The organism is Microbulbifer maximicatervae (SeqCode) (assembly GCF_052468095.1).
The window spans coordinates 3,207,632-3,221,300 of sequence record NZ_CP174332.1; the positions used below are offsets into that span (position 1 = coordinate 3,207,632).

A 13,669-nucleotide genomic window follows, 5' to 3' on the forward strand; every position below is an offset into this window, starting at 1 on the left:
AATTTATTTATTGTTTGTAGTATCTTTGAGGCGGTGAAAAAGAAGGGTTTAAAACCTCTCTTTACCGGTCTCCCTCTTCACTATTCGCAGGAAATAAACCTGCCAATGCTGCGGCCAATTCGCGATTTCCAGAATATTGAACATCCCCCAAAAGGAAGGCGTGACGCCCACTTAATTGACCGTCCAATATAGCACTGAGAGTGCTGTTTTCCATTTCCAATGTTAGTTCTGGATTATCAGTCTGACCAAATTCGGAAATCACTTTGTAATTTTTAGATACTTCGGTGACATAAACATAGAAGTCACAGGCATCTGGCAGCCGGAACTGTACCCGAGCCAGCGGGTACGAACAAGCTAAGTGATACAGGCGCTCTTGAACTGAATCCGGCAATTGCATCGGAAATTCTCCGTCTAAGCCGCTTTATTACTCACAAAAAAACCGCCGGCATTTGCCGGCGGTTTTAATTTCAGAGCGGGATCAGAATGCAAAATGCTCGGCATCCAATTCCATCAAGTTGCCTGCTCCACTCAACATGGACGTTGCGTGGCTGGAAGTGCGAGGAAGGATACGCTCGAAGAAGAAACGCGCGGTAGTAATTTTCGCCTTGTAGAAATCTTCTTCTCCAGTGCCCGCTGCCAGTTTTTCATTGGCAACTTTAGCCGCCTGCGCCCACAGGAAGGCCAGCACGGTGTAACCGGAGAACATCAGGTAATCTACAGAAGCAGCACCTACTTCATCTGGGTTTTCCATAGCTTTGCCGCCAACGTGCAAGGTCAGGTCTCCCCACTGCTTGTTCAGCTCTTGCAACTTAGCAACGAAAGGCGCCAGTGCTTCGTTATCAATTTCCGCCTGGCAGAATTTGTGAACCTGCTTGGTGAAACCGCGCAGCAATTCGCCCTGGGTCATCAGAACCTTACGGCCCAACAAGTCCAGAGCCTGAATACCAGTGGTGCCTTCATAGATAGTGGAGATACGCGAATCACGTACGTTCTGCTCCACACCCCACTCGGCAATATAGCCGTGACCACCGAAACACTGCATACCCAGGTTGGCAGATTCGAAACCAGCTTCCGTTAAAAATGCTTTTGCAATCGGCGTCAGGAACGCCAGCATATCGTCAGCGGCTTTCTTCGCATCAGCATCGCCTTTGTGAGTGATATCAACCAGCTGTGCACACTTAACAACCAGCATACGACCACCTTCGGAGAAGGCTTTCTGGGTCATCAGCATGCGGCGCACGTCAGGGTGAACAATAATCGGGTCAGCCGGGCCTTCCGGGTTTTTCACGCCGGACAGAGAACGCATTTGCAGGCGATCTTTTGCATAAGCCAGGGACTTCTGGAAACCGATCTCGGAGTGAGCCAGGCCTTGCAGAGCAGTGCCCAGGCGCGCAGTGTTCATAAAGGTGAACATATAGCTCAGGCCTTTATTCTGCTCGCCGATCAGGAAGCCTTTAGCACCGTCAAAGTTCAGCACTGCAGTGGCGTTGCCGTGAATACCCATTTTGTGCTCGAGGGAACCACATACCACACCGTTGCGCTCACCGGCAGAGCCGTCAGCGTTCGGCAGGAACTTGGGTACGATAAACAGGGAGATACCCTTGGTGCCAGCAGGTGCGTCTGGCAGGCGGGCGAGTACGATATGAACAATATTGTCAGTCATGTCATGCTCACCGGCGGAGATAAAGATCTTGGTGCCGGTAATCGCGTAGGAGCCATCGTCATTTGGCTCGGCCTTGGTGCGCAGAATACCCAGATCGGTACCGCAGTGAGGCTCGGTCAGACACATAGTGCCAGTCCAGCTACCTTCAACCAGCTTGGTCAGGTAAACCTGCTTCTGCTCTTCAGTACCATGCTCTTCCAGGGTGTTCATGGCACCGTGGGACAAGCCGGGGTACATGCCCCAGGACCAGTTGGCGGTGCCAACCATCTCGCTCATGATAGTACCGAGCGAGGGCGGCAGGCCCTGGCCACCGTACTCAGGATCGTGGGGCAGCGCAGCCCAGCCACCCTCTACAAACTGCTGGTAGGCTTCTTTAAAGCCTTCCGGGGTAGTAACTTCACCGTCTTTCCAGGTGCAACCTTGCTGGTCGCCAATTTGGTTCAGCGGTGCAATAACGTTTTCACAAAACTTTGCACCCTCTTCCAGGATGGCATCCACGACATCAGGAGTAGCCTCCTCATATCCAAGTGACTCATAATGCTTTTCTGAGTCCAGCATCTCGCGCATTACGAAACGCAAATCACGCAGTGGCATTTTGATATCGGTCATCCTGATAACCTCAATTCGCTTATGTTTGGGACCGGAGGCAAAACCATCCAGTCATATTTATGACTAATTTCTAAGATTGGTTCATCATAGTAGTAAGCGAGCAGCCCCCTCTATGGCCAAACCCGTCCAAAGCGGTGACAAATCGAGGCGAGAGGATGAAAAAAGGTGACTGGCCCAGTCAAATATCCAGGCCAGCTGCGGCGCGACCACCCCGGCGATACTCGCCTGGCGTAATTCCCGTCCATTTTTTGAAGGCGCGGAAGAAAGCACTGGATTCATCGAACCCAAGCATCTCTGCGATCTGCCCATTGGAAAGATCCGGGCAGCTGAGGTAGTGAAAAGCCGCTTCCATCCGACATTCGTCTTTGAGCTTCTGGTAGGAGGTACCCTCCTGCTGCAGGCGACGTCGCAACGTGGTGACCGACATATTGAGTCTCTCCGCCACCGCCTCAGCGGCGGGCATGGACTCGCTCACATCCCGGTTCAAAATGGTTTTTACTTTGGTTTTGATACTATTGGCACTGCCGTCGCTGATCACCAGGTGGTAAGGAGCGGTGCGAATAAAGTCCTCGACCATCTGCGGGCTTTGCACCACAGGGTATTCCAGGTAGCGGGTATCATATTCGAGCGCATTAAACGGCTGCTCAAATAACAACTCATTGGCCTCGCTTTGCGCGAGACTGCGAAACTCTTCTGGGCAAGCAAATGAGAAGTGCAACCTGGCCAGCGGAATCTCCCGCCCTGCCAGCCAACAATAAAACCTGTGCCAAACCGCTAGAGTTGTACGCACCACACTGGGGCTCGTGTTATTCAGCAGCTGCTCAAATTCGCCCCTGCCCAGCGAACTGATCCCGCAAATTTCAACCCGCTCGCGCCCATGGCCACCTTCTCCGAGTACCGGCTTCACCTTAAAACCTCGGCAGATTTCCATAAATTCGGCACAGAGCGTAATCGCCTGGCGGAGGGTTGCACAATTCACCACCGCCAGACACAACAAGCGAAAAGACCCGGAACGGACCCTTCCACCGCTAAGCATGCCAAACCACTCATTTTGCGCCAGCCACATCACGCGCTGGTATAAGCGGCCGTACTTTACTGCTGAAAATGCAGACACACCCTGCAATTCAGACTCATCGATATCGACAGAAGCTAAAAGCTCCTTGCGATCACACCCATGCTTGGTCGCCTCTTCGAGCAGTCGCTCGAGGTACGCGATAGGGATGCGAATATCCTCTTCCGTTGACGCCATCTATTATTTACGCCTGCGCAACCAATTCAATAAAGCCCCGCACCCAAACGCCAGAGCAATGATGACAAGCAATATCACCAATAGAAGAATGAAATAGGTGACAACATCCTTAACGGGCAGGTCCCAGCTGTAGACCGCCGCCACTACAAAGGCGACACAGGCGAGGACACTGGTAATAAAGGAGCGGCGACTTCTTTTAGCCATGACGATCTGGATACATTGATTTTCAAAACAGGTGAGACTGCCACATTTTGTGGCGCTACCATTGTATTGTCGGCACCCAGTACCGACGCGGCGTCGAATCGTGAGGGATTGGCCGGTTCCTGTCAACGCCGCAGGAGGCACCAATGAGCAGAAGAATGCTGGAACCAGAGGATCGAGCCACGCTGTTAAGGCTTTTGCTCTGGCTTATGTGCCTGACAGCCATTATATCGTTAATACTGTTGGGAATCGCCTTTTTTGCCCCTAGCTAATCAGCCCACCCTTGGCCAAATGGGCGGGATCTAACAATTCCTCAAGCGTTTCTCTATCCAGGTCCGTCATTTCAACAGCAACATCCAGCACTGGCCTACAGCTGGCATAGGCGGCCTTGGCAATCTCCGCCGCTTTCAAGTAACCAATCACTGGGTTAAGGGAGGTCACTAAAATGGGGTTGCGGCCCAGGGTTCCCTCAATATGCGCCCGATTCACCGCGAAACTGGCAACGGCTCGATCAGCCAGTAGGGTCGATGCATTGGCGAGTAGGTTAATACTTTCCAGCAACGTACTGCCTACTAAAGGCAACATAACATTCAATTGAAAATTGCCGCTCTGTCCCGCCACGGTCACTGTGGTGTCATTACCCATCACCCGTGCACAAACCATAGTAACTGATTCAGCAATAACCGGGTTCACTTTGCCCGGCATAATGCTACTCCCTGGCTGCAAGGCCTCCAGGGCGATTTCGGAGAGACCAGCAAGGGGACCACTGTTCATCCAGCGCAAGTCGTTGGCAATTTTCATCAGGGAAACTGCCAACACCTTGAGCTGCCCGGACAACTCCACCGACGTATCCTGACTAGAAATTGCGGTAAAAAAGTTCTCTGCCGGGCGAAACTGATGAGATGTGTGGGCGCTGATTTTTTGCGCGAACAGCTCGGCAAAATCCGGGTGAGCATTGAGCCCGGTGCCAATCGCCGTACCGCCTTGAGCCAGCTGGGCAAGCCGAGGCATTACCGCGCGAATTCTCTCCCGGCACGCCTCTATTTGTGCAGCCCAGCCTCCAACTTCCTGCGCCATTGTCATAGGCACTGCATCCATCAGATGGGTGCGGCCGGTTTTTACAATACTTTCAAGTTCCGTGGACTTGTCGCACAAGCCAGTGTGCAAATGGCGCAACGCAGGCAGCAGGGTGTCGCGCACTGCAAGCAGGGCGGACACATGAATTGCGGTGGGAACCACGTCATTACTGCTCTGACTCATATTCACGTGATCATTGGGGCTGATGGTTTGATCACTGTGCTTTTCTGCGAGGTGGGCGAGCACCTCATTAACATTCATATTTGAGCTGGTACCAGAACCTGTCTGGTAAATATCGACGGGGAAATGAGTGGCATACTCCTCATCACCGAGACTGTCGCAAGCATTGATAATGGCCTCAGCCTGGGCTTTATCCAGCAACCCCAAGTCCCGGTTGGCCTCCGCAGCAGATTTCTTTATCAGCACAATGGCGCGGATAAACTCTGCCGGCAAGCCGTGACCACTGACAGGAAAATTCTCCACTGCGCGCTGGGTTTGCGCACCATACATCGCCTCAGTCGGCACCTGAACTTCGCCCAGGCTGTCCTTTTCAGTGCGGAATTCGCCACCCATTTCACTCTCCCCAGATGCGTTTAATGCATCGACAGAAGGTTATTTAGCCGCTGCAGCCCTACTCGACCACGACGGTAATTTTCTTGGACATCACAGGCTCTTTATGTGGCACATGCATATAGTTGCCCAGAACCAGTTGTAGCGTATGTTTGCCGGGTGGCAAGGTAACTTGAGTCTCGGTTTGCCCGCCACCAAAGTGAATGATGTTCTTACTCGCCGGCAAAGGCTTGCTCATATCCGGCATATCATCCACATCAATCAGCAGATGATGGTGGCCGGTATTCTCTTGATTGGTACCCGCCGGCGCCACACCCATACCAGACAAACCAAACTTCACCGTAAATGTCTGGGGCACCTTCTCTCCATCCTTCGGCGAGATAATATAGACCTTGGCATCTGCTGGGGCCTTACTGCTCATATCCATTTTGCTTTCGTGCTCAGACGCATGTAACAGCGGCGATAGCATCAGTGCGCTGGCAAACAGCAGAGAACTGGATTTAATCATGTGTATTCCTTCCTGATAGGGCGCCCAGATCGCGCCAATTCTTATAATCTGGCTTTACAGCTTCTCGGCCGCGGCACCTTGGTACCGTTCGGCAAAGACACTTTAACAGACCAAAGTTTCAGTTCCAGAGACTATCAGGGAATATAGTTGCGGAAAGATAAAGAGAGATAGGATTTGTGCCAGGGCTGCTTATTTAAATCTGTTTTGCGGCAATTAGGCAAGAGAGGGCCCGGACCAACCGGGCCAGAAAAATCAGATACTCACCCGACCCTCTTGGGTCCACTCGCAGCGAACCTGCATATCGCCGCTGCCCGGCTCGTGATAGAGGCCAGCGGACTCCCAGCTGAAAGAGTGAACGCCGGAAAGCTCAGTTTCCAAATGCACAGTTGCCGAAACCCAATACATACTCTTCAGCAACTCTTCAAACTTCTGTATCCACAAATCCCACTCGTATTCTACCGCCCGATAGGAAGCGCCAAAGTGGATAACATCGGTTTGGTACTGGGATTGCTTCACCTTAATGGTGGGAATAGCAAACATATCCCGGCACAGGAATGGCCATTCATCAGCACTGGGCAGAGCGAGCACAGCATTGCGGTTCACCCTGCGCCGATCGCTGCCGCCAGCGAGGCTATTGCTGTCTTTGATACATCCGTAAACGATGGATTCCTGATCGCCCTGAAGCATTAATTCCATTCCTTACCACAGTGCCACTGGACATCAGGTACCCAGGGCAAAACAGATCTAAGGCATCAACTTTAACGGCGAAGCGACCAGAAAGCCACAAAACAAAACACGAACCTGCAAAGTGCTCAAAAGTTCGGCTATTCAGTTACTAATGGTGCCCCGCCTAAAATACCAGGACTAAATCTCAAAGCCCCTTTCGCGCAGCATATCCAGAAGCGCCTCTTCATCCATAACCGTGATACCCAGTTCCTGTGCTTTGGTCAATTTTGAGCCGGCGCCTGGCCCAGCAACCAGAGTGCCGGTCTTGGCGGAAACACTTCCTGCGACTTTCGCACCCAGCCTCTGTAAGTAGTCTTTTGCTTCACTGCGGGACAGGGTTTCCAGTTTGCCGGTAAGCACCCAGGTTTCCCCTGCCAGGGGCTGATCCTGCTCGTCACTCTCTTCCGCTTGCCAATGCACACCCGCCTGCTGCAGTGCCTCCACCTCTTCTTGGGCATGAGGCTGCTGAAAAAACTCAGCAACAAAATGAGCGACCACTGGGCCCACATCTTCAACTTCCTGCAAAGCCTCGACATCTGCCGACATTAGCGGATTCAATTCGCCAAAGTGCCGCGCCAAATTGCGCGCTGTAGCCTCACCCACTTCCCGGATACCCAGGGCATAGAGGAATTTAGGCAGCGTGGTCTCTTTACTGCGCTCCAGTGCATCGAGGAGGTTCTGGGCAGACTTTTGCCCCATTCGCTCAAGTCCCGCCACCTGCTCCAAGGTGAGGTGGTAGAGCCCGGACACCGAGTGTAACAAGTCCTCATCTACCAGCTGCTCTACCAGCTTGTCTCCCAGACCATCAATGTCCATCGCTTTGCGCGAAGCGAAATGCTTGATGGCCTGCTTGCGCTGTGCACTACAAATCAAGCCACCGCTACAACGGACCACCGCCTCACCGGGAGTGGATTCCACCGGCGAGCCGCATACCGGGCAATGCGTGGGGAATTCAATAGCGTGACCACCCGGCTTGCGCTTGCTCTCCACTACAGAAACCACCTGCGGGATAACGTCTCCGGCACGGCGAATAATGACGGTATCACCCACTTGCACGCCGAGACGCTCGATCTCATCTCGATTGTGCAGAGTTGCATTGGAAACAGTAACGCCGCCGACAAAAACCGGCTGCAGGCGAGCAACCGGGGTGACCGCGCCGGTGCGCCCTACCTGGAATTCAACATCCAATAATTCAGTCATTTCCTCCTGAGCGGGAAACTTATAGGCCATGGCCCAACGGGGTGCGCGGGCAACAAAACCGAGGCGGCGCTGCAGGGGAATACTGTTGACCTTAAAAACAATACCGTCAATATCGTAAGCGAGGTCCTCGCGCTTCTCACCGATTTCCCTGTAGTAGTCGATGCAGCCCTGAATATCCTTAGCGACGCGCATCTCCCGGTTTGTACGGAAGCCCCAATGTCCCAGCAGCTGCAAAGTCTCAACGTGCTTTTCCGGCAGCTCACCGCCCTCTACAAGGCCAGTGCCATAAACACACAATTCCAGCGGTCTCTGCGCTGTTATGCGGGAGTCCAATTGACGCAAACTACCGGCAGCGGCATTTCGAGGATTTACGAAAAGCTTCTCACCCGCCGCGGCCGCTTTGCGATTCAATTCGGCAAAGCCCGCTTTCGGCATATAGATTTCACCGCGCACCTCCAATACACCCGGATACTTTTCAATACCATCTGCTTGACGCAAACGCAGAGGTACAGATCCCACGGTGCGTACATTCTGGGTGATATCCTCACCCGTCGTGCCATCCCCTCGCGTTGCCGCTCGCTCAAGTACGCCGTCGCGATATAAAAGGCTGATAGCGATACCGTCTAACTTGGGTTCACAGGCGTATTCCACCGGCCCTTTACTGTTGAGGCGCTCACACACCCGGCGGTCAAACTCCAGCAACTCTTCATCATTAAAGGCGTTATCCAAAGACAACATCGCCACCTCATGACGAACTTCCTGAAAAGAGGAAAGCGGCTCTGCGCCGACCCGCTGGGTGGGAGAATCCTGAGTTAGCAGCTGAGGATATTCACTTTCCAGGTCCTGCAACTCGCGCAGGCGCCGGTCGTACTCAATATCCGGCAACTCGGGATCATCAAGCACATAGTATTGGTGATTCGCACGCTGGAGGATTTCATGTAATTCCTGAACACGTTCGCGCACTTGAGGGGAAATAGTTTGATGAGTCATCGGCAATTCGAGTGAATAAAAATAATAGTTAGAAAATTATTTCGATTTTACATGCAAATACGGCCCGAGCTTACGGCTAATTTCCAAAATGAAAATCAGCCGGCATCCCGGGCCGCATTAAAAATGGCAACAATTATTTAGAGATTGCGAGCTAGCTTTGCGCCATCGCTAAAGTCCTGCGACGCTGGTACTCCACAACCCGCTGACGATAATGCTCCGCCGTTTGCGCGGTAAATACACTGCGATTCTCATCCTTCAATTCGCCACCGAGCAGCTCGGCAATTTTGTATGAGGTGGAAAGCAGTTGATCGAAAGCTTTAATCGCCTCGCCTTCCACAGGTAGTGTCAGGAACAGGCTAACACCTGGCGTGGCAAATTCTTCCATCTGGGCCAAGTCGAAAACGCCGGGCACAACAATATTGGCGAGACTAAAGATAATGGCCCCATCAGCACCGCCGTGCTCATGGTAGTGAAAAATATTCATTTCACCAAAGCGCATGCCACAGGCAACCATTACCCGAAGTAAGTCATTACCCTCGAAGTAATCCCCTTCTGGCGCCATTACATTAATCACCAGCACCTCACGGGTGGGAGCACCTTCACCAACACTGCCACAGCTTGGAGACTGAGAAGATCGTTCGGGTTGAGAATCCTCATGCACCGCTTCATGCTCAGGACTGTGAGCGCTATCCATCGCATTTAGGCTTTCAGCCTCATCTAATGCAGGCTCATAGCGTTGCTCTTCACCGACCGACTCCATCAGAGTGGGGACTTGCTCTTCCAAATCGAGGATACCCTGCTCTTCCGGACTCCTCTGGGGATTGCTGCCAGCGAGCGGCTTGCGCGAGGAAATAAAGCTCTCCTGCACCTGGCGATTCACATGTAGCGCATCCTCTAGCGGACGGCGCTGAACAACGCGAGCCTGCCCGGGCAATTCGCTGTTTGCGGGCTTGGGCTCCCGCGTCTCTAGGGGTTTGCGGACCGGGGGCTCTTCTTCAGCCTTCTCTGAGACCGGATCAGCTTCATTTTTTACTTCAGGTTGCATGGCCCGCGACAGATTGCGGGAGACCTTAACTGCCGCGCGCTGCCGCAAGATCGCCCGGCGTATGCCATCGACCACAACGACCAGCAGAACGACAACCAGGATTGTAACCAGCCAGTTATCCATTTTTTAGCGCCTCTCCCTTTACGCCCTTATGCAGAAGCCAGCTCGGCTGCTTCTTCCACATTCACCGACACCAGTCGGGATACACCCGGCTCGTGCATGGTAACCCCCAGCAACTGATCCGCCATCTCCATTGCGATCTTGTTGTGGGTAATATAGATGAACTGAACGTGTTCTGACATTTCTTTAACCATTCGTGCGTAACGACCAACGTTAGCATCGTCAAGGGGAGCATCCACCTCATCCAACATACAGAAAGGTGCTGGATTCAGACGGAAAATCGAGAATACCAAAGCGATCGCCGTCAGCGCTTTTTCTCCACCCGAGAGCAGATGGATTGTGCTGTTGCGCTTGCCCGGCGGGCGGGCCATGATCGCGATACCAGTATCGAGCAGATCTTCACCGGTAAGTTCCAGATAGGCATTACCACCACCGAAAACTTTCGGGAAGAGTTCCTGCAGGCCCGCATTTACCTGATCAAAAGTTTCCTTGAAGCGGGTTCTCGTTTCCTTGTCGATTTTCTTAATTGCATTTTCCAGGGTCTCCAGCGCTTCCATCAGATCCCCATGCTGGCGATCCAGGTAGTTCTTGCGCTCAGACTCCTGCTTGTATTCATCGATAGCGGCGAGGTTAATCGGCCCGAGACGCGAGATACGCGCGGCTACCAATTCCAAATCTTCCTGTACCTGCTTAATCGTAAGATCGCCAGGTAACTGCTCGAGCAGCTGATCGATATCGTGCTCGCTCTCGCGCAGCTGCTCTACCAATCCGTTTCGTTGCACTTCCAATGTCTGCGCAGCGAGACGCTCCTGCTCAAGCTGCGCGCGCACCCCCTGAAGAGCCGCCTCCACTTTATGGCGCTCCTGTTCCTGCTCACGCAGGCCAGTCTCCACTTCTTCCAGCTTTTTGCGCGCATCGGCGAGTTCCGTTTCCACCTCAATGCGCTCGCCGAGTTTTTCTTCCAACTCAGCCTGAAAATCCTGGGAGGGGTCCTGGGTCTCCTCCATTTGCTCCTGCAATTGCTGACGACGACTGCGCAACCTTTCCAGCTGCTCGCTCATCACCTGCAAAGTGCGCTCGAGAGACACCATCTGGGTGCGCACTGACTGCTCGCGCATAGCCAGTTCATGGGCGCGATCCTTGTCCTCCCGCGCACGCTGGCGCACGGCATCCAAAGCTTCGCGCAATTCCTCCCGGCGTGCCATTAGCGTTTCGCGACGATCGGTATCATCACTCATCGCCTCGACAGCTTCCTGCAGCATTAGACGAGCTTCCGACAGGGACTCCCCTTCCAACTCCTGCTGCTCACGCACCTCATCGATTTCCTGCTCAATTCGGATACGGCGCTCATTCATCTGCTCCGCACGCGCCCGTCGGGCGGACAACTGGCTGCGCAGCTCTGCCTCGCGACGCCCGAGCTGGTCGGACTCATTGCGAGCCTGTTCGATGGAGCGCTCGAGATCGACCGTTTGCGTGCGCAGGGACTCGCGTCGCTCGGCAATACTCTCTATCTGCTCCTCACACAGGGCCAACTCCTGCCCCAGGGTTTCAAGATCCTGCTTGCGCGCCAGGACCCCGGCCTCTGCATCACTGGCGCGATTCACTCGCAACCAGTTGGGGCCGAGCCAGAGCCCATCGCGAGTCACAATAGACTCATAAGCTTGCAAACTTGCGCGCCTGGACAGCGCCTCAGTCAAATCCTCTGCGGTATAAATTCCCGCCAAGATGCCAGAGAGAGAGGCTGGCCCCTGAACCATATCCTGCAGCGAAGGAAGCGCTCCCTTTACACTGCTATTCACAGCACTGTTATCGATCAGAACCGCTTGACCGCTTTCCAGTGCCGCCAATCCTTCAGCCACGGACTCGAGCTGCTCAACACATACCGCCTGCAATTGGGGACCGAGGATAGTTTCAACTGCGGTTTCCCAGCCGGGCTGGGCTTTAATCTGGTCGGCGAGCCGGGGCTTGTCAGCCAGGGCTTGCTGCTGCAGCCAATTCTCAACTGCCTTGCCCTGCCCTAAAGCAGCTTGCTGCAAGGCTTCCAGAGACGCCTGACGGCCTCGCCCGGTTTGCAACTGCAAGCGCAACTGATCGAGTTCGGTAGCCAGCTCCCGCTCCTGCACACGGAGACTGTCCAGAGACTCGCGACGCTCTGCCGCTTCCTCGCGGCGCTCTTCAGCCTGCATTTCCAGCTCGGCCATCTGTTCGTTCAGCTGCAGCGTCTCTTCATCGTCGTCAGAGACCTGGAGGCCGGACTGCTCCGCCAATAGCTTATTGATCCGCTCAAGCAGCCGCTGGCCAGAAGTTTCCAAGTGCTGGATGCGGGATTGTTGCACTTCAGCTTTCTGACGGGAGCCAGAGGCACCCTGGTTAAACTGGTCCCACTCGTTCTGCCAATTGCGCATCTGTTCTTCAGATTCGAGCAGTGCCGCAGCAGACTCCTCTTCTGCTGCCAAGACCATATCCAGGTCCGGCAGGATAATCTCAAGCTCCTCCTCAAACTGGGCCGCTTTTTCGCGATCCACTTCGAGGTTGGTCTCTGCCTCGCGATATTCTTGTTCGGTTTGCGCCAAATCGGAATGCAGGCGAGTAGAGCGCTCACGAGCGTGGGCAATGCTCTGCTCCAAGCGGGCGATATCTCCACCGACGGCGTAAAAGCGCCCCTGGACTTCGTTAAAGCTGTCAGATAGCTCGTGGTACCCCACGCGCTTTTGCTCAATGCCTGTGTCACAGGTGACCTGGCGGGTAACCAGCTCTTCAACGGTGAGTTCAAGCTCACCTATTTGTTGCTGCTTGGCCTTGGATTGGTCATCCAGTTCGCGGTATTTAAGCGCCTGAAGATTAGCCTTGTGGCTGCGCTCTTCCTCTTTAAATCGGCTGTATTTTTCCGCTGCTGCGGACTGTCGCTCCAGTCGGGACAACTGGCGATCCAGCTCATCGCGGATATCCGTGAGGCGCTCAAGGTTTTCAGAGGTCCGTCTCATCCGGTTTTCGGTGTCCCGGCGGCGCTCCTTGTATTTGGAGATACCGGCGGCCTCTTCGATATAGACGCGCAGCTCTTCGGGCTTGGCTTCGATCAACTTGGAGATCATGCCCTGCTCAATAATGGCGTAGCTGCGCGGGCCCAGACCGGTACCCAAGAAGAGATCGGTTACATCGCGGCGGCGGCACTTCTCGCCATTCAGGTAATAGGTGTTCTGCGCTTCCCGGGTTACCTTGCGCTTGACGGAAATCTCCGAGAAAGAGGCATAGGCTCCAGAAAGCTTGCCCTCAGAGTTATCAAATACCAACTCAATCGAGGCCTGCCCCACGGGCTTGCGGCCACTGGAACCGTTAAAGATAACGTCCGTCATCGAATCGCCGCGCAGGTTCTTTGCGGAGGATTCCCCCATTACCCAGCGCACCGCATCGATGGTGTTGGATTTACCACAGCCATTGGGACCCACCACCGAGTTGAGGTTTGTCGGAAAATAGACAGTGGTAGGGTCAACAAAAGACTTGAAGCCCGCTAGCTTGATGCACTTCAGACGCATGTATTTATAAACTCGATATTTTTCTCTGCCGGGCGGGACACCAAACCTTCAATCTTACTTGGTGTCGCCAGAGCATTCAGCGCTATTCTTCACAGTAATGTTCAGTCGGGATTATCAATCCGACCAAGCAGCGGTCAAGTCAAACATGACGATCGCTACCAAATGCCAACTTGCCCCA

The 13,669-nt window shown here is 53.8% G+C and carries 10 protein-coding genes; all 10 read right to left on the reverse strand.

What is annotated here, in order from left to right:
* Positions 1-61: 61 nt before the first annotated feature.
* The 10 genes from ACJJIL_RS13825 to smc all read right to left on the reverse strand — a co-directional run bounded on the left by ACJJIL_RS13825 (position 62) and on the right by smc (position 13,491).
* Positions 62-397, reverse strand: coding sequence for an SCP2 sterol-binding domain-containing protein (locus tag ACJJIL_RS13825; protein ID WP_444932742.1), 336 nt, complete (start codon positions 395-397; stop codon positions 62-64).
* Between the two features lie 81 nt (positions 398-478).
* Positions 479-2,272 (reverse strand): acyl-CoA dehydrogenase C-terminal domain-containing protein, encoded by a 1,794-nt coding sequence (locus tag ACJJIL_RS13830; RefSeq protein ID WP_444932741.1) that lies wholly within the window; start codon positions 2,270-2,272, stop codon positions 479-481.
* 178 nt (positions 2,273-2,450) lie between these two features.
* Complete coding sequence (locus tag ACJJIL_RS13835) at positions 2,451-3,521, reverse strand: AraC family transcriptional regulator (protein ID WP_445359956.1); 1,071 nt, start codon at positions 3,519-3,521, stop codon at positions 2,451-2,453.
* Between the two features lie 3 nt (positions 3,522-3,524).
* Entirely contained in the window at positions 3,525-3,725 is a 201-nt protein-coding gene (locus tag ACJJIL_RS13840; RefSeq protein ID WP_282933468.1) for a hypothetical protein, read from the reverse strand.
* Positions 3,726-3,986: 261 nt separating this feature from the next.
* Positions 3,987-5,372 carry a class II fumarate hydratase gene (locus ACJJIL_RS13845; protein ID WP_413665142.1) on the reverse strand — a complete coding sequence of 462 codons (1,386 nt, stop codon included), beginning with the start codon at positions 5,370-5,372 and terminating at the stop codon, positions 3,987-3,989.
* A gap of 58 nt (positions 5,373-5,430) precedes the next feature.
* Positions 5,431-5,877: a DUF4399 domain-containing protein gene (locus ACJJIL_RS13850; protein ID WP_282933470.1), complete on the reverse strand. Its 447-nt coding sequence runs from the start codon at positions 5,875-5,877 to the stop codon at positions 5,431-5,433.
* A 252-nt stretch (positions 5,878-6,129) separates the two neighbouring features.
* Positions 6,130-6,564: a hypothetical protein gene (locus ACJJIL_RS13855; protein WP_282933471.1), complete on the reverse strand. Its 435-nt coding sequence runs from the start codon at positions 6,562-6,564 to the stop codon at positions 6,130-6,132.
* A 177-nt stretch (positions 6,565-6,741) separates the two neighbouring features.
* The gene (gene ligA, locus ACJJIL_RS13860; protein ID WP_445359957.1) at positions 6,742-8,793 is read right to left on the reverse strand and encodes an NAD-dependent DNA ligase LigA; all 2,052 of its coding nucleotides are present in this window, start codon (positions 8,791-8,793) and stop codon (positions 6,742-6,744) included.
* A gap of 151 nt (positions 8,794-8,944) precedes the next feature.
* The gene (gene zipA, locus ACJJIL_RS13865; RefSeq protein ID WP_445359958.1) at positions 8,945-9,961 is read right to left on the reverse strand and encodes a cell division protein ZipA; all 1,017 of its coding nucleotides are present in this window, start codon (positions 9,959-9,961) and stop codon (positions 8,945-8,947) included.
* A 26-nt stretch (positions 9,962-9,987) separates the two neighbouring features.
* Positions 9,988-13,491 (reverse strand): chromosome segregation protein SMC, encoded by a 3,504-nt coding sequence (smc, locus tag ACJJIL_RS13870; protein ID WP_445359959.1) that lies wholly within the window; start codon positions 13,489-13,491, stop codon positions 9,988-9,990.
* Positions 13,492-13,669: the final 178 nt, after the last annotated feature.